The sequence below is a fragment of the Nocardioides litoris genome (genome assembly GCF_006346315.1).
Lineage (GTDB): Bacteria > Actinomycetota > Actinomycetes > Propionibacteriales > Nocardioidaceae > Nocardioides > Nocardioides litoris.
The window spans coordinates 230,226-256,201 of record NZ_VDMR01000008.1; the positions used below are offsets into that span (position 1 = coordinate 230,226).

The 25,976-nt window shown below is 73.6% G+C and carries 25 protein-coding genes; 21 read left to right on the forward strand and 4 right to left on the reverse strand.

The features are described from left to right. Positions 1–10: 10 nt before the first annotated feature. Positions 11–859, reverse strand: a complete 849-nt coding sequence (locus tag FJQ57_RS18990; RefSeq protein ID WP_139983357.1) for a RecB family exonuclease — start codon at positions 857–859, stop codon at positions 11–13. Between the two features lie 40 nt (positions 860–899). On the opposite strand from FJQ57_RS18990, the gene FJQ57_RS18995 reads away from it, so the two are divergent. The 19 genes from FJQ57_RS18995 (at position 900) to FJQ57_RS19085 (ending at position 21,106) form a co-directional block, all read left to right on the forward strand. Then, positions 900–1,649, forward strand: coding sequence for a site-2 protease family protein (locus tag FJQ57_RS18995; RefSeq protein ID WP_139983359.1), 750 nt, complete (start codon positions 900–902; stop codon positions 1,647–1,649). A gap of 70 nt (positions 1,650–1,719) precedes the next feature. Then, positions 1,720–2,697: a tRNA (adenine-N1)-methyltransferase gene (locus FJQ57_RS19000; RefSeq protein ID WP_139983361.1), complete on the forward strand. Its 978-nt coding sequence runs from the start codon at positions 1,720–1,722 to the stop codon at positions 2,695–2,697. Then, the gene (locus FJQ57_RS19005) at positions 2,694–3,431 is read left to right on the forward strand and encodes a glutamine amidotransferase (RefSeq protein WP_139983363.1); all 738 of its coding nucleotides are present in this window, start codon (positions 2,694–2,696) and stop codon (positions 3,429–3,431) included. The genes FJQ57_RS19000 and FJQ57_RS19005 overlap by 4 nt, the downstream gene beginning before the upstream one ends. 143 nt (positions 3,432–3,574) lie before the next feature. Continuing rightward, a complete protein-coding gene (gene arc / locus FJQ57_RS19010; RefSeq protein ID WP_139983365.1) occupies positions 3,575–5,338 on the forward strand; it encodes a proteasome ATPase in 1,764 nt (587 codons plus the stop codon). A 578-nt stretch (positions 5,339–5,916) separates the two neighbouring features. After that, positions 5,917–6,498 (forward strand): 1-acyl-sn-glycerol-3-phosphate acyltransferase, encoded by a 582-nt coding sequence (locus tag FJQ57_RS19015; protein ID WP_139983367.1) that lies wholly within the window; start codon positions 5,917–5,919, stop codon positions 6,496–6,498. 34 nt (positions 6,499–6,532) lie between these two features. Further along, entirely contained in the window at positions 6,533–8,044 is a 1,512-nt protein-coding gene (dop, locus tag FJQ57_RS19020; RefSeq protein ID WP_139983369.1) for a depupylase/deamidase Dop, read from the forward strand. Between the two features lie 570 nt (positions 8,045–8,614). Continuing rightward, entirely contained in the window at positions 8,615–8,812 is a 198-nt protein-coding gene (locus FJQ57_RS19025; RefSeq protein WP_139983371.1) for a ubiquitin-like protein Pup, read from the forward strand. Beyond that, positions 8,809–9,693, forward strand: a complete 885-nt coding sequence (gene prcB, locus FJQ57_RS19030) for a proteasome subunit beta (protein ID WP_246081903.1) — start codon at positions 8,809–8,811, stop codon at positions 9,691–9,693. The genes FJQ57_RS19025 and prcB overlap by 4 nt, the downstream gene beginning before the upstream one ends. Continuing rightward, a complete protein-coding gene (gene prcA / locus FJQ57_RS19035; protein ID WP_139983373.1) occupies positions 9,690–10,553 on the forward strand; it encodes a proteasome subunit alpha in 864 nt (287 codons plus the stop codon). Before prcB ends, prcA begins: the two co-directional genes overlap by 4 nt. Then, positions 10,550–11,089, forward strand: coding sequence for an NUDIX hydrolase (locus FJQ57_RS19040; protein WP_139983374.1), 540 nt, complete (start codon positions 10,550–10,552; stop codon positions 11,087–11,089). The genes prcA and FJQ57_RS19040 overlap by 4 nt, the downstream gene beginning before the upstream one ends. Positions 11,090–11,165: 76 nt before the next feature. Then, positions 11,166–12,527 carry a Pup--protein ligase gene (gene pafA, locus FJQ57_RS19045; RefSeq protein WP_139983376.1) on the forward strand — a complete coding sequence of 454 codons (1,362 nt, stop codon included), beginning with the start codon at positions 11,166–11,168 and terminating at the stop codon, positions 12,525–12,527. Positions 12,528–12,667: 140 nt separating this feature from the next. Beyond that, positions 12,668–13,684: an FKBP-type peptidyl-prolyl cis-trans isomerase gene (locus FJQ57_RS19050; protein WP_139983378.1), complete on the forward strand. Its 1,017-nt coding sequence runs from the start codon at positions 12,668–12,670 to the stop codon at positions 13,682–13,684. Between the two features lie 22 nt (positions 13,685–13,706). Further along, positions 13,707–14,693, forward strand: a complete 987-nt coding sequence (locus FJQ57_RS19055; RefSeq protein WP_139983380.1) for a helix-turn-helix transcriptional regulator — start codon at positions 13,707–13,709, stop codon at positions 14,691–14,693. Next, complete coding sequence (locus tag FJQ57_RS19060) at positions 14,690–15,760, forward strand: helix-turn-helix transcriptional regulator (RefSeq protein WP_139983382.1); 1,071 nt, start codon at positions 14,690–14,692, stop codon at positions 15,758–15,760. Before FJQ57_RS19055 ends, FJQ57_RS19060 begins: the two co-directional genes overlap by 4 nt. Positions 15,761–15,768: 8 nt before the next feature. Beyond that, a complete protein-coding gene (gene tatA / locus FJQ57_RS19065) occupies positions 15,769–16,050 on the forward strand; it encodes a Sec-independent protein translocase subunit TatA (RefSeq protein WP_139983384.1) in 282 nt (93 codons plus the stop codon). Between the two features lie 29 nt (positions 16,051–16,079). Then, complete coding sequence (gene tatC, locus FJQ57_RS19070; protein WP_139983386.1) at positions 16,080–16,922, forward strand: twin-arginine translocase subunit TatC; 843 nt, start codon at positions 16,080–16,082, stop codon at positions 16,920–16,922. Positions 16,923–16,946: 24 nt separating this feature from the next. After that, complete coding sequence (locus FJQ57_RS19075; RefSeq protein WP_139983388.1) at positions 16,947–17,342, forward strand: hypothetical protein; 396 nt, start codon at positions 16,947–16,949, stop codon at positions 17,340–17,342. 66 nt (positions 17,343–17,408) lie between these two features. Further along, entirely contained in the window at positions 17,409–18,305 is an 897-nt protein-coding gene (locus FJQ57_RS19080; protein WP_211349141.1) for a diacylglycerol kinase family protein, read from the forward strand. Positions 18,306–18,328: 23 nt separating this feature from the next. After that, the gene (locus FJQ57_RS19085) at positions 18,329–21,106 is read left to right on the forward strand and encodes a DEAD/DEAH box helicase (protein ID WP_139983640.1); all 2,778 of its coding nucleotides are present in this window, start codon (positions 18,329–18,331) and stop codon (positions 21,104–21,106) included. Positions 21,107–21,162: 56 nt separating this feature from the next. Here FJQ57_RS19085 and FJQ57_RS19090 read toward each other — a convergent pair whose 3' ends face one another. Next, entirely contained in the window at positions 21,163–22,752 is a 1,590-nt protein-coding gene (locus FJQ57_RS19090) for a DUF2252 domain-containing protein (RefSeq protein ID WP_246081904.1), read from the reverse strand. 9 nt (positions 22,753–22,761) lie between these two features. On the opposite strand from FJQ57_RS19090, the gene FJQ57_RS19095 reads away from it, so the two are divergent. Both FJQ57_RS19095 and FJQ57_RS19100 read left to right on the forward strand, forming a co-directional pair. Further along, on the forward strand, positions 22,762–23,598 hold the full coding sequence (locus FJQ57_RS19095) for a phosphotransferase family protein (RefSeq protein WP_139983390.1): 837 nt from the start codon (positions 22,762–22,764) through the stop codon (positions 23,596–23,598). Positions 23,599–23,640: 42 nt separating this feature from the next. Then, positions 23,641–23,973, forward strand: a complete 333-nt coding sequence (locus FJQ57_RS19100) for a TFIIB-type zinc ribbon-containing protein (protein ID WP_246081905.1) — start codon at positions 23,641–23,643, stop codon at positions 23,971–23,973. Between the two features lie 73 nt (positions 23,974–24,046). Here FJQ57_RS19100 and FJQ57_RS19105 read toward each other — a convergent pair whose 3' ends face one another. Beyond that, positions 24,047–24,700 (reverse strand): SDR family oxidoreductase, encoded by a 654-nt coding sequence (locus FJQ57_RS19105; protein ID WP_139983392.1) that lies wholly within the window; start codon positions 24,698–24,700, stop codon positions 24,047–24,049. Positions 24,701–24,736: 36 nt separating this feature from the next. Further along, entirely contained in the window at positions 24,737–25,972 is a 1,236-nt protein-coding gene (locus FJQ57_RS19110) for an SDR family oxidoreductase (RefSeq protein WP_139983393.1), read from the reverse strand. Positions 25,973–25,976 lie beyond the last annotated feature (4 nt).

A 25,976-nucleotide genomic window follows, 5' to 3' on the forward strand; every position in this document is an offset into this window, starting at 1 on the left:
TGCCGTCGGCTCAGGCGTCGCGGGGCCCGGGGAGGGGCGGCGGCGTGCCGCCCCAGGCCGGGCACAGCGACCGGTGCGGGCACCAGGAGCACCGGCTGGAGCGGCGCGGGCGGTAGTCGCCGGTCTGCTCGGCGTACCGGATGGCCCGCCAGATGGCCTCGACCTTGCGCTCGGTGGCCCGCAGGTCGTCCTCGTCGGGCTCGTGGGTGACGGCCTCGCCGTCGCCGCCGAGGTAGAGCAGCCGCAGGCTGCGCGGCACCGTGCCGCGGGTGCGCCACAGCACCAGGGCGTAGAACCGCAGCTGGAACAGCGCCGCGGCCTCGAACCCCTCCCGGGGCGCCTTGCCGGTCTTGTAGTCCGAGAGCCGCAGCGCGCCGTCGGGTGCGGCGTCGACCCGGTCGATGACGCCGCGCAGCAGCAGGCCGGAGTCGAGGACGGCCTCGACGAACAGCTCGCGCTCGGCCGGCTCGACGCGACGCGGGTCCTCGAGGCGGAAGTAGCGTGCGAGGACCTCGTGGCAGGACGTGAGCCACTCCTGCTCGTCGAGCGCCTCGTCGTCGAGCACGGCCGCGGCCTCGGGCTCGTCGGCCTGCAGTGCGGCCCACGTCGGCTCGAGCATGGCGGCGGCCCGCTCGGGCGTGCGCTCGCCGGCCTCCAGCTCGAAGAGGTCCTCGAGCACCTTGTGGACCAGCGTGCCCCGCACGGCCTGCGGCGACGGGGGCTCGGGGAGCCGGTCCACCGACCGGAACCGGAAGAGCAGCGGGCACGAGGTGAACTCCGAGGCCCGGCTGGGGGAGAGCGCGTAGAGCACGTCGACCCCGTCGACCGGGGTGCGCTCGCCCCCTCCCGCGCTGCTCATGGCGCCAGGGTAGGTGCGGCCACCGACATAGGCTGCGCGCATGGCCCGTGACGCCGTCCCGCCCGGGACCCTGGTCCTCGGCCGCGGGGCGGCCACCCGGGTCGAGGTCTCGGCGTCGTGCCTGCTCGTCGTGGCCCTCCTCGCGGTGCTCTTCGCGCCGCGTGCCGTCGACCTGGTGCCCGGGCTGGAGGCGGCCGCGCTGCTGGTCGGCGCCGCCGTCGGCGTCCTGGTGTACGCCGCCGCGCTGCTGCACGAGTCGGCCCACGCCCTCGTGGCGCGGCGCCACGGGCACGCGGTCCCGGCCATCCGGTTGACCGCGGCCGGCGGGCGCACCGCCGTCGACGGCACCTCGGCGACCCCGGCGGAGGAGGCGGTGACCGCGGCCGCGGGGCCGGCCGTCTCGCTCGCGCTCGGCCTGCTCGCCCTGGCCGGACGGCTGGCCGTCGACGGCGGGGTGGCCGCGCTCGTGCTCGAGGCCCTGGTGGTCGCCAACCTCGTCATCGGGCTGCTCGACCTGCTCCCCGCCGCCCCGCTCGACGGCGGCCGGCTCGTGCGGGCGGCCGCGTGGGCGGTGACGGGCTCGGTGCCGCGGTCCTACCTCGCGGCCGGGTGGGTGGGTCGCGGCGTGGCCGGCGTGCTCGTCCTGGTGCCGTTCGCCGTGGCCGCGACCACGGGCCGCACACCCACCCTCACGCTGTGGGCGGCCTGCCTGCTGCTGGCGCTCCTGGCCTGGGCCGGCTCGTCCGCCCAGCTCGCGGCGGCCGCGGCCCGCGCTCCCGAGGAGCACTGAGGACCCGGAGGCCGTGACGACGCGTCCGTCGAGGCGGCTCGCGGGGGTGCCGGGCGGTAGGTTGCCGCGCGTGCCAGAGACCCACGACGACGTCCCCGCCGAGGCCTGGTCGGGCGTCCACCGCGGCCCGCTGCGCGCCGGCGAGTGGGTGCGCCTGCTCGACGCCAAGGGCCGCCGACACAACATCCAGCTCGAGGCCGGCAAGCGGTTCTTCTCCAACCGCGGCCACGTCGAGCACGACGAGATGATCGGCCGCGAGGAGGGGTTCTCGGTCACCGCCTCCACCGGCGGGGAGTACCTCGTCTTCCGCCCGCTGCTCTCGGAGTTCGTCGTCTCCATGCCCCGGGGCGCGGCCGTGGTCTACCCCAAGGACGCCGCGCAGATCGTCGCGATGTGCGACATCTTCCCCGGCGCCGAGGTCGTCGAGGCCGGCGTCGGGTCCGGGGCCCTGACCTGCTCCCTGCTGCGGGCGGTCGGTCCGCACGGCCGCGTGTCGTCGTACGAGCGGCGGGAGGAGTTCGCCGACGTCGCCCGGCGCAACGTCACGCAGTTCTTCGGCGGCGACCACCCGTCGTGGGAGCTCACCCTCGGCGACCTCGCCGAGGCCCTGCCCGCCTCGGGCCGGCGCGCCGACCGGGTCATCCTCGACATGCTCGCGCCCTGGGAGTGCCTCGAGGCCGCGGCCGACGCCCTGCGCCCCGGCGGCATCGTGTGCGCCTACGTCGCCACCACCACCCAGCTGTCCCGCTTCACCGAGACCGTGCGCGCCCACGGCGGCTTCACCGAGCCCCACGCGTGGGAGTCGCTCGTGCGCGACTGGCACGTCGAGGGGCTGGCGGTGCGGCCCGACCACAAGATGATCGGTCACACCGCGTTCCTGGTCACGGCCCGCCGGATGGCCCCCGGCCAGAAGGCGCCGATGAAGAAGCGCCGCCCCGCGCCCGGTGCCTACGGGCCCGACTACACCGGGCCTCGACCCCCCGGCGTCCCGGTCGAGGCCCCCGCCGACGCCGCGCCCGACCCGGACGAGGGAGCCGGCGGGGCGTGAGGCCGTTCCTGCTGCTCTCGATCCGGGCCGAGCAGGTCGCGGCCGAGGAGGAGCACGCGGCGTTCGCGCGGTTCCTCGGCGGCGACCCCGAGGCCGTCGTACGACGCCACCTCGGCGTCGACGACGTCTCCGACGTGCCGACCGGGCTCGACCGGTGGTCGGGCGTCCTGCTCGGGGGCGGGTCGTTCACCTGGTCCGACGACCCGGTCGGCAAGTCCGAGGTCCAGCGCCGGGCCGAGGCCGACCTGTGGCCCGTGCTCGACGCCGTCGTCGCGCGCGACTTCCCGTTCCTCGGCGCCTGCTACGGCATCGGCACCCTCGGCTCCCACCAGGGCGGCACCGTCGACCGCTCCCACCCCGAGCCGGTCGGCCCGCTCTCGGTGACCCTCACCGACGCGGGCGCCGCCGACCCGCTGCTGGCCGGCGTCCCCCGGGACTTCGCGGCGTACGGCGGGCACAAGGAGGCCCTCACCGTGCCGCCTCCCCACGCCGTGGTGCTCGCCACGTCAGCCGCCTGCCCGGTGCAGGCCTTCCGGGTCGGTGAGCACGTGTACGCCACGCAGTTCCACCCCGAGCTCGACCTCGCCGGGCTGCACACCCGCATCGACACCTACGCCACGTTCGGCTACTTCGACCCGACCGAGGCCCAGGAGCTGCACGACGCGGCCGACGCCGTCGAGGTGACCCACCCCATGACCCTGCTGCACAACTTCGCCGCGCGCTACCGGTCCTGACGTCCCGGCCCACCCACCGGCGGGCGGCCCGGCGGCAGCCGGGCTGCGACCGGGCAGTGACCGAAATGTGATCGACACCTGGGTGCGAGCCCTTCCCCACCCCGACGGTGTGGGTAGGGTCGACAAGACAGGAGGTGGGCCGAATGTCGATGACCGGTGACGGATCCAGCAGAGGGCGCAGCGCGGAGGAGCTCCACGCGCAGGTGCGGTTCCTCGAGGCCGAGGTGGGCGAGCTGCGCCGCCGACTGTCGGAGGGCCCGGTGTCCTCGCGCGGGCTCGAGCTGCGCCTGGCCGACACGCAGCGCTCGCTGGCCGCGGTGACCTCGCAGAACGAGCGCCTCGCGCAGACGTTGCGCGAGGCCCGCGACCAGATCACCAAGCTCAAGGAGGAGGTCGACCGGCTGGCGCAGCCGCCGGCAGGGTTCGGCACCTTCCTCGCCCGCAACGACGACGACTCCGTCGACGTGTTCACCGGCGGCCGCAAGCTGCGGGTCAACGTCAGCCCCGGGGTCGACCTCGACGTGCTGCGCCGCGGCCAGGAGGTCATGCTCAACGAGGCCCTCAACGTCGTCGCCGCGATGGACTACGAGCAGGTCGGCGAGGTCGTGATGTTCAAGGAGCTGCTCGCCGACGGCGAGCGGGTCCTGGTCATCGCCAACGCCGACGAGGAGCGGGTCGTGCGGCTCGCCGAGCCGCTGCGCGAGACCACGCTCCGCGCCGGCGACTCGCTGCTGCTCGACTCGCGTGCCGGCTACGTCTACGAGCGGGTGCCGAAGTCCGAGGTCGAGGAGCTCGTGCTCGAGGAGGTGCCCGACATCGCCTACGAGTCGATCGGTGGCCTCGGCGGGCAGATCGAGCAGATCCAGGACGCCGTCGAGCTGCCCTACCTGCACCCCGAGCTCTTCAAGGAGCACCAGCTCAAGCCGCCCAAGGGCGTGCTGCTCTACGGCCCCCCGGGCTGCGGCAAGACCCTCATCGCCAAGGCGGTCGCCAACAGCCTGGCCAAGAAGGTCGCGGCCAAGACCGGCGCCGAGAGCGGCCAGGAGGGTCGGGCCTACTTCCTCAACATCAAGGGCCCCGAGCTGCTCAACAAGTACGTCGGCGAGACCGAGCGGCACATCCGGCTCGTCTTCCAGCGCGCTCGTGAGAAGGCCTCGCAGGGCACCCCGGTCATCGTGTTCTTCGACGAGATGGACTCGTTGTTCCGCACCCGCGGCTCCGGCGTCTCCTCCGACGTCGAGAACACCATCGTCCCCCAGCTGCTGAGCGAGATCGACGGTGTCGAGACCCTCGAGAACGTGCTGGTCATCGGCGCCTCCAACCGCGAGGACATGATCGACCCCGCGATCCTGCGACCCGGCCGGCTCGACGTGAAGATCAAGATCGAGCGCCCCGACGCCGAGTCGGCGCGCGACATCTTCAGCAAGTACCTCGTGCCGTCCCTGCCCCTGCACGCCGACGACCTCGCCGAGTTCGGCGGCTCGCCGGAGGCGACGGTGGCCGGGATGATCCAGGCGACCGTCGAGCGGATGTACACCGAGACCGAGGAGAACCGCTTCCTCGAGGTGACCTACGCCAACGGCGACAAGGAGGTCCTGTACTTCAAGGACTTCAACTCCGGCGCGATGATCCAGAACATCGTCGACCGCGCCAAGAAGATGGCGATCAAGGACCTGCTCGACCACGACCAGCGCGGCCTGCGGGTCTCGCACATGCTCCAGGCGTGCGTCGACGAGTTCAAGGAGAACGAGGACCTCCCCAACACCACCAACCCCGACGACTGGGCCCGCATCTCCGGCAAGAAGGGCGAGCGGATCGTGTTCATCCGCACGCTCATCACCGGCAAGCAGGGCACGGAGCCGGGTCGGTCCATCGACACCGTCGCCAACACCGGCCAGTACCTGTAGGACTGGTCGACTCCGGTCGGTCCGGGTCCGCTGGCCGCCTCCGCCTGGCTCTGGCTGCCGCCGGACCCTCGTCTCCCTCCGTCTCCGTGCGCCCCGTGGCTGGCCCGGGCAGGGGTGGGGGCGCTTGTGCCCCGCCCGGCGGCGGCCGAGGGAGGCGGCCTGCCCGCACCCCACGGTCGTCGTGGGAGGCGGCCCGACCGCACCCCACGGTCGTCGCGGGAGGCGACCTGGCGGCACCCCACGGTGGTCGAGGAAGCCGCCCTGGCTGCACCCACGGTGGACGAGGAAGGCGCCCTGGCTGCACCCACGGTGGTCGAGGAAGGCGCCCTGGCGCCTGTCTCGAGACCACACGACCGCACCGCACCGACCCACGGACACCGCGACGGGTCTTGAGCAAGACCTGAGCATTCCCTGCGGTGGAGCCGAGGTGGGTCCGGTTGTCTAGGCACATCGCAGGACGCACGAGCCGCCGATCCGGGGGGATGAGGCCGGCCGGTCCTGCTGGACGCCGAGCGGCTCTGGGTTCCGGGGGGAGACCAGGGCCGCTCGCGTCGTCTCCGGGCCGGTAGGTTCACCGCATGCGCCGCGCCGTCCTCCGTGTCCTGGCGCGTGCCGCGCTCCGTCTCGTCCGCTGGCGCACCGCGGGGGAGGTCCCGATCCGCGGCGTCCTGGTCGGAGCCCCGCACACGTCCAACTGGGACTGGGTCCTGACCCAGCTCCTGGCGTGGGACAGCGGGGTCCGGATCCGGCTCCTCGTCAAGGAGTCCTTCTTCAGGGGGCCGATGGGGCCGTTCATGCGGGCCACGGGTGCGGTCTCGCTCGACCGCGACGACCCCAAGGCGACCATCGACGCCCTCCTGGCCGACGCCGCCACCGACGAGGCGTTCCTGCTGGGGCTGGCCGCCGAGGGCACGCGCAGCCGGGCGGAGTACTGGAAGTCCGGCTTCTACCGGATCTCCCAGCAGACCGGCCTGCCCGTGACCCTGGCCTACCTCGACCGACCCTCGCGCACCGTGGGCTGGGGCCCGACCATCACCCTCACCGGCGACGTCGCCGCCGACATGGACCGCATCCGCGCCTTCTACGCCGACAAGCACGGCATCCGACCCGAGCTCGCCACGGTGCCGCGGCTGCGCGAGGAGGACCGGCGGTCCTGGTAGCCCGAGGGGCCCGGCGCCCCCGTACGCTCGGAGCATGAGCGTGCGACGGGTGATGGGCACCGAGGTCGAGTACGGCATCTCCGTCGTCGGCCAGCCGACGGCCAACCCGATGGTCGCCTCGTCGCAGGTCGTCAACGCCTACGCCTCGGCCACCGCACAGGCTCGTCGCGCCCGGTGGGACTTCGAGGAGGAGTCGCCGCTGCGCGACGCCCGCGGGTTCGACATGTCCCGGGCCGTCGCCGACCCGAGCCAGCTGACCGACGAGGACCTCGGCCTGGCCAACATCATCCTCACCAACGGCGCCCGGCTCTACGTCGACCACGCCCACCCGGAGTACTCCACGCCCGAGGTCACCACCCCGCTCGACATCGTGCGGTGGGACAAGGCGGGGGAGCAGGTCATGCTCGACGCCGCCAAGCGCGCCGCCCAGGTGCCGGGCGGTCCGCAGATCCTGCTCTACAAGAACAACACCGACAACAAGGGCGCCTCCTACGGCGCCCACGAGAACTACCTGATGCGCCGCTCGACCTCGTTCGGCGACATCGTGCGGCACCTGACCCCGTTCCTGGTCAGCCGGCAGGTCGTGGCCGGCGCCGGCCGCGTCGGCATCGGCCAGGACGGCCGCGAGCACGGCTTCCAGGTCAGCCAGCGCTCGGACTTCTTCGAGGTCGAGGTCGGTCTGGAGACCACGCTCAAGCGCCCCATCATCAACACCCGCGACGAGCCGCACGCCGACCCGGAGAAGTACCGCCGCCTGCACGTCATCATCGGCGACGCCAACCTGGCCGAGGTCTCGACGTACCTCAAGATCGGCACCACCGCCCTGGTGCTGGCGATGATCGAGGAGAAGTTCATCTCCGTCGACCTCGGCGTCGAGGGCCCGGTCGCCGCCCTGCGCGGGGTGTCCCACGACCCCACGCTCAAGCGCCTGGTCACCTTGCACGACGGTCGCCAGCTCACCGCCGTGCAGCTGCAGATGGAGTACCTCGACCTGGCCCGCAAGTACGTCGAGGACCGGTACGGCGCCGACGCCGACCCCCAGACGGTCGACGTGCTGGCCCGCTGGGAGTCGGTGCTCACCCGCCTCGAGCGCGACCCGATGCTGTGCGCCCGCGAGCTCGACTGGGTGGCCAAGCTCCAGCTGCTCGAGCAGTACCGCTCGCGCGACGGCCTCGACTGGGACGACGCCAAGCTGCACCTCATCGACCTGCAGTACTCCGACATCCGGCCCGAGAAGGGCCTCTACCAGCGCCTCGTCGCCGGTGGACGCATCGAGCGGCTGCTCGAGCAGTCCTCCGTCGACGACGCCATGCACGACCCGCCCACCGACACCCGCGCCTACTTCCGTGGCCGGTGCCTGGAGAAGTACGCCGCCAACGTCGCCGCTGCCTCCTGGGACTCGGTCATCCTCGACCTGCCCGGCCGCGAGTCGCTCCAGCGCGTCCCCACCATCGACCCCCTGCGCGGCTCGAAGGCGCACGTCGGGGACCTGATCGACCGGTGCGACACCGCCGAGGAGCTGTTCACCGCGCTGACCCGGAGCTGACGGCCGTCTTTCGTGGCTGGTGTGGGCGGCCGCGCGCGTAGTCGATCGGGTCTCCGCGTCGAGGACGCTCGCTGCGCTCGCGCCGGCTCCGCCGGCGACCTTCGGTCGTCCTTGATCCGGAGCCTCGCCCGATCGACTGACGGCGCGCTCAACGGCACGGGCTCCGCCCGCGCCGCCGCTGGCGCGGCCGCCCCTGACTCCTGGTGCCGATCTCCCACTTCTGGTGGGTAACTACCGACCAGGAGTGGGAGATCCCCGTCAGGAGTGGTGCGGTCGGGTCACGCGTGACCTGTGGGGCGGGTGGCCGCGCCAGCGGCGGCGCGCCGAGCTTGCGAGGCGTCGCCGACAGCGCGCAGTCCGGCGGGCCGCGCGAGGCTCGGGGTCAAGGACCGCGAAGCGGCCGGCGGAGCCGGCGCCGCAGGCGTCCTTATCGCCGAGACGCGGCCTGCCGCGCGGCCACCCGACGCACCCCACCACACCGACCCCGGAAGACACGGCGGCGGCCGTGACCACCCGCCTCACCCCTAGATCCCGTCGAAACCGTCCCCGGTGGTCGATAGGGTCGAGGACATGGCCCAGGAGCAGAAGCAGCCGCGCAAGTCGCAGGAGACCGAGGAGGTCACCGAGACCGCGCCGGAGACCGACGTCGCCGAGCGCAAGGAGACCCTCGACAGCGACGTCGACGACATCCTCGACGAGATCGACGAGGTGCTGGAGTCCAACGCCGAGGACTTCGTGAAGTCGTTCATCCAGAAGGGCGGCCAGTGAGTCATCCCGACCCGCGCCTGCCCGCGGCCTACCTGCGCCCGGGCAGCGCGTCGTTCAGCGACTTCGTGGCCGAGCAGGCACCCGAGCTGATGCCGCTGCGCCGCGAGCTGCCGGCGACCGGAGGCGGGGCCGGGCACGGTGACATCGCGCCGCACGGCACGACCATCGTGGCCGCCACGTTCCCCGGCGGCGTCGTGCTGGCCGGTGACCGGCGCGCGACCATGGGCAACGTCATCGCCCAGCGCGACATCCAGAAGGTCTTCCCGGCCGACGAGTACTCCGCGGTCGGCATCGCCGGCACGGCCGGCCTCGCCATCGAGATGGTCCGGCTGTTCCAGGTCGAGCTCGAGCACTACGAGAAGATCGAGGGCTCGACGCTGTCGATGGACGGCAAGGCCAACCGTCTCTCGACGCTGATCCGCGGCAACCTCGGCATGGCGATGCAGGGCCTCGCCGTCGTGCCGCTGTTCGCGGGCTACGACCTGCGCGCCGACCAGGGCCGCATCTTCAGCTACGACGTCACCGGCGGCCGCTACGAGGAGACCGCGTTCCACACCGTCGGCTCCGGTTCGGTGTTCGCCCGCGGCGCGCTGAAGAAGCTCTACCGCGACGACCTCGACGAGGCCGGCTGCACCGAGGTCGTCATCCAGGCGCTGTACGACGCCGCCGACGACGACTCCGCCACCGGGGGACCCGACCTGATGCGCCGCATCTTCCCGGTCGTCCACGTCATCACGCCCGAGGGTGGCCGCCGGCTCGCCGACGACGAGGTCGCCGCGATCGCCGACCGCGTCATCGGGGCCCGCATGGTCCGGCCCGACGGGCCGGCCGCCGAGCTGACCCGCGACGCCGGCGTCGAGCAGGGAGGTGCCCACCGATGAGCAGCCCGTTCTACGTCTCGCCCGAGCAGCTGATGAAGGACCGGGCCGACTTCGCGCGCAAGGGCATCGCGCGCGGCCGGTCCGTCGTCGCCGCGCAGTACGCCGACGGCCTGCTGTTCGCCTCCGAGAACCCCTCCCAGGCGCTGCACAAGGTCTCCGAGATCTACGACCGCATCGCCTTCGCCGCCGTGGGTCGCTACAACGAGTTCGAGAACCTCCGCATCGCGGGGGTCCGGCTCGCCGACATGCGTGGCTACGCCTACGACCGGCGCGACGTCACCGGGCGCGGCCTGGCCAACGCCTACGCCCAGACCCTCGGCACGATCTTCTCCAGCGGCGGGGAGAAGCCCTACGAGGTCGAGATCTTCGTGGGCGAGGTCGGCGACGTCGCCGCCGACGACCAGCTCTTCCGCCTCACCTACGACGGCCAGGTGGCCGACGAGCACGGGTTCGCGGTCATGGGCGGCCAGGTCGAGACGGTCTCCGAGGGGCTCAAGGACGCCGACCTGACGGGCGCGCCGCTGGCCGACGTCCTCCGGGCCGTGGTCAAGGCGCTGGGCCACTCCGACAGCGGCGACCGGGTCATCCCGACCGGCCACCTCGAGGTGGCGGTGCTCGACCGCACCCGCACCCAGACGCGCAAGTTCTCCCGGCTCTCGCCGGCCCGCCTCGACGCCCTGCTCGGCGACCGCGGCACGGCCACGCCGGCTCCGGCGGCCGAGGGTGACGGTGACGCCGGCCGGGCGCCCACGTCCCCGACGGTCGACGACCCCCGCGACCCGACCGACCAGGTCAGCGGGTCGGTGCCTCCGCTGGAGGACCCGACGACGGGCGAGCCGCCCATCGCTCCTCCCTCGTGACCGACCCCGACCAGCGCGCCTGGTCGCGCGCCGGGGACGACGAGGTCGCCTACGCCGGGTTCGTCCGCATCCTCAAGCGGCCGCTGCGCCTGCCCGACGGGCGCACGGCCACCTGGGACATCCACGACAACCCGGCCACGGTCTCGGTCCTCGCCCTGACCGACGACGACCGCGTGGTCCTGGTCGAGCAGTACCGGCCCGGTCCCGACCGGGTCGTGCTCAGCCTGCCGGGCGGCCTCGTCGACCCCGGCGAGGACCCGGTGGCGGCCGGCCTGCGCGAGCTGCGCGAGGAGACCGGGTACGTCGCCACCGACGCCGTGCACGTCGCGGCCGTCGACCCGCCGAGCCACACCCGGCCCCGCCACACGGTGCTGGCCCGTGGCGCGCGGCTCGAGGCCGACCAGCAGCTCGACGCGCTCGAGGACATCGCCGTGGTGCTCCTCGACGTGGCCGAGCTGCGCCGGCGCCTGCCGACCGGGCGGCTCGGCACGACGGAGCAGGCCTACCTCGCCCTCGACCACGCCGGCCTGCTCTGACCCGCCCCTCGCCGAGGACATGACACCACCCCTCGGATGCCACCCGTTCCGGCCACCCGCCCCGTAGGGTCGAGTCATGGACCGGCGCATCTTCGGCATCGAGAACGAGTACGGCGTCACGTGCACGTTCAAGGGGCAGCGACGGCTGAGCCCCGACGAGGTCGCGCGCTACCTGTTCCGCAAGGTCGTGAGCTGGGGCCGCAGCAGCAACGTCTTCCTGCGCAACGGGGCGCGGCTCTACCTCGACGTGGGCAGCCACCCCGAGTACGCGACGCCCGAGTGCGACGACGTCGCCGAGCTCGTGGCCCACGACAAGGCGGGGGAGCGGGTCCTCGAAGGACTGCTCCTCGACGCCGAGCAGCGCCTGCACGACGAGGGCATCGCCGGCGAGATCTACCTGTTCAAGAACAACACCGACTCCGCGGGCAACTCCTACGGCTGCCACGAGAACTACCTGGTCGGCCGCGCCGGGGAGTTCAGCCGACTGGCCGACGTGCTCATCCCGTTCCTCGTCACGCGCCAGATCGTCGTGGGTGCCGGCAAGGTCACCCAGACCCCGCGCGGGGCGTCGTACTCGGTCTCCCAGCGCGCCGAGCACATCTGGGAGGGCGTCTCCAGCGCCACCACCCGCAGCCGCCCGATCATCAACACCCGCGACGAGCCGCACGCCGACGCCGAGAAGTACCGCCGGCTGCACGTCATCGTCGGTGACTCCAACATGAGCGAGACGACGACGATGCTCAAGGTCGCCAGCTGCGACCTGGTGCTCCGGATGATCGAGGAGGGCGTGGTGATGCGCGACCTCACGATGGAGAACCCGATCCGGGCCATCCGCGAGATCAGCCACGACGTCACCGGGCGCCGCAAGGTGCGCCTGGCCAACGGACGCGAGGCGAGCGCGCTCGACATCCAGGCCGAGTACCTCTCCAAGGCCCGCGACTTCGTCGACCGCCGCCAGATCAGCACGCCCCTGATCGAGCGCACCCTCGACCTGTGGGAGCGCGGCCTCAAGGCCGTCGAGTCCGACGACCTGGGCCTGGTCGACCGCGAGCTCGACTGGGTCATCAAGTGGAAGCTCATCGACCGCTACCGCGCCAAGCACGGCCTGCCCCTCGGCCACCCGCGGATCGCCCAGCTCGACCTGGCCTACCACGACATCCACCGCAACCGCGGCCTCTACTACCTGCTCGAGAAGCGCGGCTCGGTCGCCCGGGTCACCACCGACCTCAAGATCTTCGAGGCCAAGTCCGTCCCGCCCCAGGACACCCGCGCCCGCCTGCGCGGCGAGTTCATCCGCAAGGCCCAGGAGAAGCGCCGCGACTTCACCGTCGACTGGGTCCACCTCAAGCTCAACGACCAGGCCCAGCGCACCGTGCTGTGCAAGGACCCGTTCAAGGCCTACGACGACCGGGTGCAGCGGCTCATCGACGGGATGTAGCGCCCGCGATCCACAGGGCCCCGCCCGCAGGCGGGCCCGCTCGGGTCGGCCTTGTAGGCTTCCGACGCCTCCGGTCGTCGCGTGTCCCCACGTCGTGGCCGGACTGCCCATCCGACGTCGGTACCGAAGGTCTGAAACCCGTGCTCCGAGGCTCCCGCCCCACCGCCACGATCGTGGCCTCGCTCGTCCTGTCCGTCGCCCTCGCGGGCTGCGGAGGCTCGGCCACGCCGGGCACGGGCCTGCCGTCCGCCGATCGGCTCGACGCCGTGACGGTCGACGGCGGCATCGGCGCGGCGACCATCGACTTCGAGGAGCGGATGACGGCGGGCGCCCTCGAGGCCGAGACCACCATCAAGGGCACCGGACCGGCGCTGGCCCAGGACGAGAAGGCCTTCGTCAACTACGCCATCGGCAACGGCTACACCCAGTCGACCGCGATCGACTCCTTCGGCGAGGAGGCCGCAGCCGTCGAGGTGACCGTCGGCGCCGCCGAGAACCCCGAGCCCGCCTCGCTCGACGACGTCATCGCCAACCTGCTGCGCGAGTACGTCAAGCCCGGCGTGACCAAGGGCAGCCGCATCGTCATCACCGGTGACTCCCCGGCGTTCTTCCCGGGCCTGGACACCACCGGCCTCGGCGCCCTGCTCGCCCAGGACGGCATCGGCAACGACGACGGCCTGGTCATGGTCGTCGACGTCATGGACACCACCGTCCTCGCGGGTCCCGACGGCGGCGAGGGCGCCCGACCGGCCTGGGCGCCGCGGGTCGTCTTCGGTGGCGGGGGCATCGCGCGGCTCGACTTCCGCGGCCTGACCAAGCCCGCGGCCGACGACGAGCTCGTCTCCGCCGAGCTCCGCCAGGGCACGGGCGAGGCCGTGCAGAAGGGCGACCTCATCGTCGCCGACTACATCGGCCAGGTCTTCGACGGCGCCGAGCCCTTCGACTCCAGCTTTGGCGCCGACCGCGAGCCCATCTCGACGCCGATCGGCCTCGGCAACGTCGTCGCCGGCTGGGACGAGGTGCTCGTCGGCAAGAAGGTCGGCAGCCGGGTCATCATGCGCATCCCGCCCGCCAAGGGGTACGCCGAGCAGGAGCAGCCGGGCATCCCGAAGAACTCGACGCTCTACTTCGTCGTCGACATCCTGGCCGCGGTCTGAGCACACCCGGGAGCGGGGACCGATGACCGCGGCCAAGAGCGAGCGGCTGCTCAACTTGCTCATCATGCTGCTGGTCTCCACCCGGCTCGTCCCCAAGTCGCGCATCCGCGAGATCCTCTACGCCGACGCCTCCGACGAGGCGTTCGAGAAGATGTTCGACCGTGACAAGGAGGAGCTGCGCAGCCTCGGTGTCCCGGTCGAGGTGGGCCAGATCGACGCCTACTTCGACGACGAGCCCGGCTACCGGGTCAAGCCCGACGAGTTCGCGCTGCCCGAGGTCGACCTCACCGCCGACGAGGCGGCCGTGGTCGGCCTGGCCACCCGGGTCTGGGACCACCAGCGGATGGCCCGCGCCACCACCGAGGCCGTCCGCAAGCTCACCGCCGCCGGGGCCGACATCGACCTCGGCGCGCTCGACATCGCCCAGCCCCGCCTGCCGGCCGACGAGCCGGCGTTCGACGTGTTCTTCGAGGCCATCCTCGAGCGCTCCGCGGTGGAGTTCGACTACCGGCGCAGCGGGTCCGACAGCACCACGCGCCGGCGGCTCCAGCCCTGGGGCGTCACCCGCTACTCCGGCCGCTGGTACGTCGTCGGCCACGACCTCGACCGCGATGCAGAGCGGGTCTTCCGGCTGTCCCGGGTCCAGGGGGAGGCCGTCAAGGTCGGGCCGCCCGGCGCCTACGCCATCCCCGAGGGCACCGACGTCTCGGCGGTGACCCGGCGCCTGGCGCCCGCCCTGTCCACCGAGCCCGTCGTGCTGCTGGTGCGCACCGGCGCCGCCCTCCCGCTGCGGCGGGCGGCCGACCGCACCGAGCCCGGCGTACCGGGTCCCGACGGCACCGAGGGGTGGGACCGGCTCACCCTGCTCCGGGCCTCGGTCGGCATCGCCGACGAGGTCCTCGGCCTCTCGGGTGCCGTCGTCGTCGAGTCGCCGGAGCGGCTGCGCGACGAGGTCGTGGGCCGGCTGCGTGGCGTGCTGGCGGGCGAGGGTCCGGTGGGGGACCGGTGACCCCGGCCGGCTCGGGTGCCAAGGACCAGGTCGCGCGCCTGCTCACCCTGGTGCCCTACCTGCACTCCCGCGGCTCGGTGCGGCTGGCCGAGGCCGCCGAGGCGCTCGGCGTGACACCCGAGGTGCTGCTGCGTGACCTCAAGGTCCTCTTCATGTGCGGCCTCCCGGGCGGGTACCCCGACGAGCTGATCGACGTCGACCTCGACGCGCTCGTCGACGAGCGCGGCCGGGCCCAGGGTGACGCCGTCGTCTCGGTCAGCAACGCCGACTACCTCGCCCGGCCCCTGCGCCTGGACGCCGTCGAGGCCTCGGCCATGATCGTCGCCCTCCGCGCACTGCGGGCCGGGGCCGCCCCCGAGACGGCCGAGATCGTCGACCGGGTGCTGGCCAAGCTCGAGCGGGCGGCCGCGGCCGGACCGACCGGGGCGCCGGGCCTCGCGCCCGGACTGGTCGACGCCACGCCCGAGCCGACGCCGGCCAGCACCCGTGCCCTCGAGCGCCGGCTGGCCGAGGCCTGCCGCCGCGGTGTCCAGGTCGAGATGGACTACTACGTGCCGGCCCGCGACGAGGTCTCGCACCGCACGGTCGACCCGCGGGGCATGGTGCACCGCGACGGCCACACCTACCTCGACGCCTGGTGCCACTCCGCCGAGGCTCCGCGCCTGTTCCGCCTCGACCGGATCGCCTCGGCCACCGTGCTCGACACGCCGGTCACCTCCGAGCCGGCCGCGCCGCGCGACCTGGCCGACGGCATCTTCGCCCGCGCCGACGACGTCACCCGGGTGACGCTGCGCCTGGCGCCCGCGGCGCGGTGGGTGACCGAGTACTACCCGGTCGAGGACGTGCGCCCCGTCGACGACCCGGCCGAGCCGGGATCGGTCGACGTCGACCTGCTCGTGGCCGACCGGCGCTGGCTGACCAAGCTGCTGCTGCGGCTGGCCCCCCACGCCGCGGTCGTGCACCCGGTCGCGTGGGGCGCCGACCTCACAGCCGCGGCCCAGGAGACGCTGGGTCTCTACTTCGGGGTGGGCGGCGTAGACTCCGGAAGACCGATTCCCACCACGTGAGGACTCTCATGAACACGCTCGCCATCGGCGGACTGGGCACCACTGAGCTCCTGATCATCTTCGGTGTGATCATCCTGCTCTTCGGTGCGGCCAAGCTGCCCGAGCTGGCCCGCGGCAGCGGCCGCGCGCTGCGCATCTTCAAGGCCGAGACCAAGGGCCTGATGGATGACGACGACGACAAGAAGGACGGCACCCGGCCCGAGGGCGGCACCTCGGCCGAGCTCCCGGGCTCCGTGACCGCCGAGCAGGTCGACACCCCCGAGTCGACCCGCCGCAGCGACCCGGCCTGACGCCGGCCGCCCCGCCGGACTGAACGACGGTGTCCGTCACCGGAGTCCTCGGCCTTTTCTCCGCCCGCCCGCAGCACGACGTCGGTGCTGACGGGCGGATGGCCCTCAGCGACCACCTGCGCGAGCTGCGGGCGCGCATCCTGCGCTGCATCGTCTTCCTCGTCGTCGCCTTCTCGGTGATGCTCTTCTTCTACGACGAGCTGCTCGACATCGTGCTCCAGCCCTACAACGACGCCCAGCAGGCGCTGGGGGCCACGACGCAGACCAGCGCCTACGTCAAGGGCGCAACTGGTCCGCTCATGCTGCAGCTCAAGCTGTGCGGCGTCGCGGCCCTGGTGATCTCCAGCCCCTTCTGGCTCTACCAGATCTGGGCGTTCATCATGCCGGGGCTGCACCCCAACGAGAAGAAGTGGACCCGGCTGTTCAGCGCCATCGCCGGCCCGCTCTTCTTCGTCGGCGTGGCCACCGGCTACTACGTGCTCCCCAAGGGTCTCGAGGTCCTCATCGGCTTCACCCCCGACGGGTTGGCCAACCTCGTCGAATTCGGGGAGTACTTCAGCTTCCTGACCCGCATGCTGCTCGTCTTCGGCATCGCCTTCGAGATCCCGCTGTTCGTCATCATGCTCAACCTCGCCGGCATCGTCTCCGGCAAGGCGCTGGGCCGCTACCGGGCCTGGATCATCCTCGGCACGTTCGTCTTCGCCGCGGTCGCGACCCCGTCGACCGACCCGTTCTCGATGATCATGCTGGCCCTGCCGATGCTGGTGCTCTTCCTCGTGGCCGAGGTCATCGCCCGTTGGGTCGACCGCATCCGCGGCCGGCGGCAGACCGGCACCGACCAGTGGGACGACGACCAGCTCTCGCCGATCTGATGCGGGCCTGATGCGGACCCGGTCGTGATCCGCCCGCCCACGGGCGACCCGGTCGACCCGTTCGACCTGCCCGACCACCTCGGCACCGCTGCCGTCGTGTGGCGGGCCGACGACGGCCTCGACGGCCCGCTGGTGCACGGGCGCCTCGTCGTCGACGGCCACGAGGACGTCGTGTGCGACCTCCTCGCGGTCGACGACGCCTACCCGGCGCCGGTCGCCGACGACGCCGCCCGCTCGTGCGCCCACCAGGCGTGGCGCCACGGCCAGGTGCACCTCGTCTCCCAGGGCGACCGGCTCACCCTGCTCGTCCCCGGCTCCGGCTTCTCCGCCGACCTGGTCCTCGACGTGGTCGCCCGGCTGGCCCGGGCCCTGGGCGCCGACCCGGCGTCGTACGCCGTGCTGCTGCGGCTGGGTCGCTGAGGGGACCCGGGCGGCGCCGGCGGCGCCGGTCGGCGCCGGTCAGCCCCTCCTGGCTAGGCTCGGCGGGTGAGTGGGCACCAGCGTCGTGAGATCGCGCTGCTCGTCAACCCCGCGGCCGGCAAGGGTCGTGCGGTGCAGTCCGTCGACGTCGTCCGACCGCGGTTCGCGGCCGCCGGCCTCGCGGTCCGCTCCCTCGTGGGCGCCGACGTCGACGAGGCCCACGACCTGGCCCGCGGCGCGGTGCGCGACGGCGTCGACGCGCTGGTGGTGGTCGGCGGTGACGGCATGGTCAACGTCGCCCTGCAGGCCGTGGCCACCACCGCGACCCCGCTCGGCCTGGTGCCGGCCGGCACCGGCAACGATGTGGCCCGGCTCCTCGGGCTGCGGCGTCGCGACCCGCTCGCCGCCGCCGACCGCGTCGTCCACGCCCTGGCCACCGGCCGCCGCCGCACCCTCGACCTGGCCCGGGCCGGCGGGCGCTACTACGCCACCGTGCTGGCCGCCGGCTTCGACGCCGTGGTCAACGAGCGCGCCAACCAGATGACCTGGCCGCGCGGCCAGATGCGCTACAACCTGGCCACCGTGCGCGAGCTGCGCACGTTCTCCCCCCTGTCCTACGTGCTCGACCTCGACGGCCGCGAGCACCGCACCGACGCCATGCTGGTCGCGGTCGGCAACGGCCCCTCGTTCGGCGGCGGGCTGCGCATCGCCGAGGGCGCCCGGGCCGACGACGGCCTGCTCGACGTCGTCGTCATCAAGCCGATCAGCAAGCCCGAGCTGGTGCGGACCTACCCCCGGCTGTTCCGCGGCACCCACACGACGCACCCGCAGTTCGAGCGGCACCGGGTGCGCCGGGTGACCGTCGCGGCCGCCGGCGTCGTCGGGTACGCCGACGGCGAGCGGTTCGGGCCGCTGCCGCTGACCGTCGAGGCCGTCCCGGCCGCCCTGGAGGTGCTCGCGTGACCACGCACGACCCCGTCGAGGAGATGACCGCGGCGCAGCGCTACGCCGCCTCGCGCCGCAGCGCCCGCCACCCGGTGCTGCACGACTTCGCCGCCCACTACGACTTCCCGCTCGACGACTTCCAGCAGCGCGCCTGCCGGGAGATCGAGGAGGGCCGCGGCGTGCTCGTCGCGGCACCGACCGGCTCGGGCAAGACGATCGTCGGCGAGTTCGCCATCCACCTGGCCCTGGCGACCGGGCGCAAGGCGTTCTACACCACGCCGATCAAGGCGCTGAGCAACCAGAAGTACCACGACCTCGTGGCCCGCTACGGCCCCGAGAACGTCGGCCTGCTCACCGGCGACAACGTGGTCAACGGCGAGGCGCCGGTGGTCGTGATGACCACCGAGGTGCTGCGCAACATGCTGTACGCCGGCTCGCGCACCCTCATCGGCCTCGGGTTCGTGGTGATGGACGAGGTGCACTACCTCGCCGACCGCAACCGCGGCGCGGTCTGGGAGGAGGTCATCATCCACCTGCCCGAGTCGGTCACCGTCGTCTCGCTGTCGGCGACGGTCTCCAACGCCGAGGAGTTCGGGGAGTGGCTGGCCACGGTGCGCGGCGAGACCACGACCATCGTGGAGGAGCGCCGTCCCGTGCCGCTCTACCAGCACGTGATGGTCGGTCGGCGCCTGCTCGACCTGTTCGCCTCCTCCGACGTCGACGCGGCCGCGGGGTTCGTCAAGGAGGGCGCCCCGGTCAACGAGGAGCTGATGAAGGTCGCCCGCGACGACTGGGCGGCCAGCCGGATCAAGGACCGTCGGGTGCCGAAGGGCCAGCGCCGCGGCGCGCCGGGGTCGCGCCAGGTCGGCAACGGCCGGAGGGTCTGGATCCCCAGCCGCACCGACGTCATCGAGCGGCTCGACCGCGAGCGGCTGCTGCCGGCCATCGTCTTCGTCTTCAGCCGGGCCGGCTGCGACGCGGCGGTGCAGCAGTGCCTGTCCGCCGGGGTCCACCTGACGACGCCCGACGAGCGCGACGAGATCATCACCTACGTCGAGGGCGCCTGCCGCCACCTGCCGTCCGACGACCTGCACGTGCTCGGCTACCACGACTTCCTCGAGGGGCTCTCACGCGGCGTCGCGGCCCACCACGCCGGCCTGCTGCCGGCGTTCAAGCAGGTCGTCGAGGAGCTCTACCTGCGGGGGCTGTGCAAGGTCGTGTTCGCCACCGAGACCCTCGCCCTCGGCATCAACATGCCGGCCCGCACGGTGGTCATCGAGAAGCTCTCGAAGTGGAACGGCGAGACCCACGCCGACATCACGCCGGGGGAGTACACCCAGCTCACCGGGCGAGCCGGACGGCGCGGGCTCGACGTCGAGGGCCACGGCGTCGTGCTGTGGCAGCCCGGCACCAACCCGCGCGACCTCGCCGGGCTGGCCTCGACCCGCACCTACCCGCTGCGGTCGTCGTTCCGGCCGTCGTACAACATGGCCGTCAACCTGGTCCACCAGTACGGCCGGGAGCGCTCGCGGGAGCTGCTGGAGCAGTCCTTCGCCCAGTTCCAGGCCGACAAGGCCGTCGTCGGGCTGGCCCGCCAGCTGGCCAAGAGCGACGACGCGCTCGCCGGCTACGCCGAGGCCGCCACCTGCCACCTCGGCGACTTCATGGAGTACGCCGGGCTGCGCCGCCGCATCAACGACCTCGAGAAGTCCTCGAGCCGGTCGCGGCGCAGCGACCGCCGCGACGAGGTCGTGGAGTCGCTGCGCCACCTCAAGGTCGGTGACGTCATCTCGGTGCCGGCCGGCAAGTTCGCCGGGTACGCCGTGGTCGTCGACCCCGGGTGGTCGCCCGACAACCCCCGCCCGATGGTCGTCACGGCCGACCGGCAGGCGCGCCGGCTCGCGATGATCGACTTCCCGGTGCCGGTGGCGGCGCTGACCCGGATGAAGGTGCCGAAGAGCTTCACCGGGCGCAACCCGCAGATGCGCCGCGACCTCGCCGCTGCGCTGCGCGAGCGCACGCACACCCTCACCCCGCCCGACTCCCGCTCGGCCCGCGCCGGGGGTGGTGGCCGCGCCGGCGCCGACCCCGAGGTCGAGGCGCTGCGGGAGCAGATGAAGGCCCACCCGTGCCACCGCTGCCCCGAGCGCGAGGACCACGCCCGCTGGGCCGAGCGGTACTTCAAGCTCGACCGGGACGCCCACACCCTGCGGCGCCGCATCGAGCAGCGCACCAACACCGTGGCCCGGCAGTTCGACCGGGTGTGCGAGGTGCTGACCGCGCTCGGCTACCTCGACGGCGAGGAGGTCACCGACCGCGGCCGCCGGCTGATGCGGTTGTACGGCGAGATGGACCTCGTCGCGGCCGAGGCGCTGCGGCTCGGGCTCTGGGACGGCCTGCCCGCCGCCGGGCTCGCCGCCGCGCTCTCGGCGCTGGTCTACGAGACCCGCCGCGCCGACGAGAACGCGCTGCCGCGGGTGCCCGGCGGCCGGACGGGCCAGGCCCTGGAGGCCACCCGCCGGCTGTGGGCCGAGCTCGACACGCTCGAGAAGGAGCACCACCTCACGTTCCTGCGCCCGCCTGACGTGGGCTTCGCCTGGCAGGCGTTCCGCTGGACCGAGGGCGACGACCTCGACGACCTGCTCCGCGACTCCGACCTGTCGGCCGGTGACTTCGTGCGCTGGACCAAGCAGCTGCTCGACCTGGCGGGCCAGGTCGCCGACGCCGCCGGCGACACCCCGCTGCGGCGCACGGCGCGCGAGGTGGTCGCCAAGGTCAAGCGCGGCGTGGTCGCCTACTCGGGCCTCGCCGACGACTGAGGTCCGAGCACGCCGGCCCGTCGTGGATCGACGACGGGCCAGCGTGGGGGAGGGCCTCAGACGGTGGTGTCGGCGTCCACGGTGCCGTCGGCGATGAGGTCGAGCATCTCGGCGTGGTCGGTCTCGACCTGCGCGGCGTACGTCGTGGCGAAGTCGGCGAGGGCCTCGTCGAACTCCTTGCCCTTGCGCAGGTAGCCGTCCATGACCCGCGGGTCGAGGGTGCGGCTGTGGGCGCGGGCCAGGAGCGCGCCGACCAGGCGGGCGTAGTCGTCGAGGTGGTCGGCGGTGAGGAGCGAGGCGTCGATGGAGCCCTTGCGGTTGCGGAACTGGCGCACGATGTAGGGCGTGCCGGCGACGTCGGCCCAGCCGAACAGCTGGTCGGTCTCGGCCTGCACCCGGCGGGCGCCGAGCACGATCCGCTCGGCGTGGCCCTCGACGTGCCCGACGACCTCGTGCGCCTCGCCGCCGGAGGGCCCGTGGTCGGGCAGGTACGGCGCCAGTGCGGACGGGCCTGCCTGCTTGACCTGCAGGATGAGGGCCTCGTCCTCGTTGCCCTCCATGAGCACGACGTAGGCGCGCATGCCGACGCTGCCGGTGCCGACGACGCGCATCGCGACGTCGCGCGGCCGGTAGCGCTGCGCCAGCGGCTGGGAGGAGCGGCGCAGGGTGCCGTAGTAGGCGGGCAGCGCGTCGAAGACGGCCTGCCTGACCTCCTCCGAGACCGGCGTCAGCACGGGCGGCTTGGCCACGAACCGCCAGGTGCCGTCGTCGAGCCGCTCGGTGTTCTTGCGGGCGACCTTCTCGCTGGTGTTGCGGGCGGCCTCGTCGGCGGCCTCCTGGAAGTCGTCGAACAGCGCCTCCGCCTCGGCCTCGGCGATGGTGTCCTCGTCACCGAGCGCGGCCCAGGAGTCGACGAACGGCTGGGCGGCGAGGTTCTTCCAGGCCTTGCGGTAGGCCTTCGCCGAGTCGCGCGCGGCCTTGCGGCTCGCCTTGTCTCCGACGTTGCTGCCGGTGCGGCCGGCCAGCACCAGGCTGGTGGCCAGGCGCTTGAGGTCCCACTCCCACGGGCCGCGCACGGTCTCGTCGAAGTCGTTGATGTCGATGATGATCCGGCCCGACGGCGTCCCGTAGAGGCCGAAGTTGGCCGCGTGCGCGTCACCGCAGATCTGGGCGTCGAGGCCGGTGACCGGGCAGCCGACCAGGTCGTGGGCCATCAGGCCCGCCGACCCCCGGTAGAACGAGAAGGCGCTCGCCGCCATCCGGCCGTGGCCGATGGGCAGCAGCTCGGGCATCCGCCCGACGTTGCGGTCGGCCAGGAACTCCGTGACGGACGGGCGCACCGCGGGCGGGCTCCAGCCGGCGTGGACGTCGAGCGGGGTCGTGTCGCGCAGGGCGCGGCCCTGCTCGCGGGCCTCCTCGGCGCTGGTCCAGTTCGACTGCAGGACGACCATCGGCGGCGTGCTCCTCGGGTGGGTGCGGGGGTGGGTGCGGGGGTGGGTGCGGGGGTGGGCGGGGGTGGGCTCGGCCATCATGGCCCAGTGACGTCGTCGACGGGCGCAGGTCCGGACCTGCTCGGACGACTCGCGTCCCTTGCCCGCCGGGCCGGTGCCCCACACGCCACCGCACCGGTCGTCCTGGCGGACCACGACCGCACCGTGGTCGTCGCGGTGGGGGACGTCGTGGTCAAGGCCCACCGCGCCGGGGACGCCCCGGCGGTCGTCGCGGCCCGCGCCGCCCTGGCTGCGCGGCTGCCCGAGCTGCTCGCACCCGTCGCCCTGCCGGGCGCCGACCTGGCGCCGTACGTCGCGGTCGAGGGGGGTCGGGCGGTCACCGTGTGGCCACGCGGCGTGCCGCTGGACCGCGAGGACCCCGACGCCGCGCCGTGGCGGGGGCTGGGTGGGCTGCTCGCCCGCCTGCACCGCCGCGAGCCGGAGGAGGCGGGGGGACTGGCGGCGGCCGGTCCCGACCGGGTCGCCCGGTCGGTCGAGGCGCTGCGGCGGACCGGCCGCGACGACGAGGACGCGCGGGCGGTGCTCGCCGCGGCCGCCACGCTCGCGCCCTGGACCTGCGGGCAGGCTCCGTGGCCGTCGTCGGTGCACGGGCCGGTGCTGGTGCACGGCGACGTGCACCTCGGCCAGCTCGTCGACGCGGGTGCGGGCCTGGTGCTCCTCGACGTCGACGACCTCGGCGTGGGGGTGTCCGCGTGGGACCTGGCGCGGCCGGCGGCGTGGTTCCTCACCGGCCTGGTCGGCGAGCAGGAGTGGGGTTCGCTCCTCGGTGGGTACGCCGACGCCGGGGGGCCGCTCACCACCGACCCGCGCGGGCCGTGGCCCGAGCTCGAGCCCGCGGCGCGGGCGCTCACGGTGCAGACCGCGGCCCGCGGGCTGCTGGGCCGGGGTGGGCTGCCTGCCGACGACGACCTGCCGCGCCGGCTGCTCGTCGAGGCCTGCCGCCGGATCGCGGCCGGTGGTAGCGTCCCGGGACCGCTCTGAGGCCCTCGCCCCAGGGCGCCCCTTCCTGCAGGAGGCAAGCACGTGAGCAACTTCAAGTGTCCGAAGTGCCCCGGGATGATGCGCACCTACACCCGGGCCAACGTCCAGATCGAGCAGTGCGACAACTGCCGCGGCATCTTCCTCGACTACGGCGAGCTCGAGGCCGTCGAGCGCGCCGAGGCGCAGTGGCAGCAGGCCGCACCGGCCGCGCCGCCGCCGGCCCAGCAGGGCTACGCCCAGCCGCAGCAGGGCTACCAGCAGCCCGCCGGCTACCAGCCGGCCCCGCAGTGGCAGCACCAGGGCCACCAGCAGCCGCACTACCAGCACGGCCACCACCGCCAGCGCGGCTTCGGCAGCCTGTTCTTCTCGACCTGAGCCCCCGCGCCACCACGCACGACGCCCCCGCGACCACGGTCGCGGGGGCGTCGTCGTACGGCGGGAGGGGCGGTCAGCGGGGGCGCACGGCCTCGGCGACCGGCACGTCGCCGCCCACGAGGTCCCACTGCTGCCCGACGGTGTCGCTCTCCCCGATCACCGCGGCCACCACGGCGGCCACGTCGGCGCGGGTGACCTCGCCCCGCTCCACGTCGGGCCCGAGCGCGACGCGGCCCGTCGCCTCGTCGTCGGTGAGCTTGCCGGGCCGGATGATCGTCCAGTCGAGGTCGGAGTCGCGCAGGGCCGCGTCGGCGTCGCGCTTGGCCTCGACGTAGGCGCGCCAGACGTCGTCGGTGTCGTCGGGCAGCGGGTCGTCGACGCCGATGGCCGAGATCTGCACGAACCGGCGCACGCCGGCGCTGTGCGCGCCCTCGATCGACTTCACCGACCCGCCGAGGTCGACGGTGCGCTTGCGCTCGATGCTCCCGTCAGGCCCGCCGCCGGCGGCGAAGACCACCGCGTCGCAGCCCGCAAAGGCCTCGGCGAACGCCGGCGCCTCCTGCTGCTCGATGTCGAGGAGCCGGACCTCGGCGCCGAGCGCCTCCAGCTCCTCGCGGTACTCCTCCTTGCGGACCAGCGCGACCGGCTCGTGACCGGTACGACGCAGCTCGGACAGCAGGTGCTGGGCCACCTGGCCGTGGCCCCCGACGACAGCGACTCGACTCATGTCCTCGACGCTAGCCACGGGCCCGGTGCGGAGCCCTCACCCCTCGGCGGTCACCCCGCCGGAGGAGCCCGTGCCCTCGTCGGCCCGGGCGCCCGCGATGGGCCAGGCGGCGCCGACGGAGTCGAAGTCGCGGATCGCCGCGACCAGCACCTCGGCGAGGTCGGTGCGCGGCACCGGCCCCGGCACCACCCCCTCGCCGAGCGCGACCTGGCCGGTCGGGGCGGCGTCGGTGAGCGCGGACGGCACGAACGCGGTCCAGTGCAGCCCGCTGGCCGCGGCCAGGCCGACCTGCTGCTGGGCGTCGGGGCCGGCCGGCACCACCAGCAGCCGGCTGACGCCGGCCCGGTCGGCGGACTCGACGACCGCGTCCAGCCCGGTGGGCGCCAGGTGGACGACGGCCGTGCAGTCGCGCAGCGCGTCGCCGACCGGGAGCGGCCCCTGGGTGAGGTCGACCATCCGCACCTCGGCGCCGAGCCGCTCGAGCTCGGAGCGGTGGGCCTCGTTGCGGGCGAGCGCCACCGGGGGCGCCTTCTCGCGACGCCCCAGCACCCGCAGGACCTCCCGGCCGAGGCGGCCCGAGGCGCCGACGACGGCGATGCGCGGGCTGTCGGGCCACGCGTCGGGCTGGGCCCGGTTGGACCACGGCAGCGTGGTGCCGCTGAGGGTCGGCAGGTGGGGCTGGTGCTGCTGCACCCAGCGCACGGCATCGGCGTACGACGTCGCGCCGGCCTCGCCGAGCAAGGCCGTGCGCGCCTGGCCCGGCGTCAGGCACAGCAGGCGCGCGGCGACCTCGAGCTCCAGCCGGAGGACCGGGGGCCGCTCGAGCAGCCGGTCGTCGGCGACGGTGAACCGGAGCACCTCCAGCGGCACCTCGGCACCGAGGTCCTTCACCGTGCGCAGGTCGAGGGTGCTGTGGGTGACCGAGGCGATCCAGGACCACGGGACCGTGGTCCACGCGTCGCGGTCGGGCAGGTCGGGGACGCCCGCGCCCTCGTGCAGGTGCAGGCCCTCCGCGTCGAGCCGGGCGACCTCGACGGGCTCCGCGACACCGCGCAGCCCCCGGGTCCACCGCACCCCGGCGAGGACGCCGTAGGCGGCCATCGCACCGATGACCGCGGCGTACAGGCCCGACGTGGCCGGCAGGTCGCGGGTCAGCAGGCCGACGACGCAGGCGACGGCGATGGCACCGGAGAAGACGGTGAAGCCGACGGCGACGCCGCGCAGCCAGCGCAGACCGCTGGTCTGCGAGCTGTGGATGACGAAGGGCTCCACGACG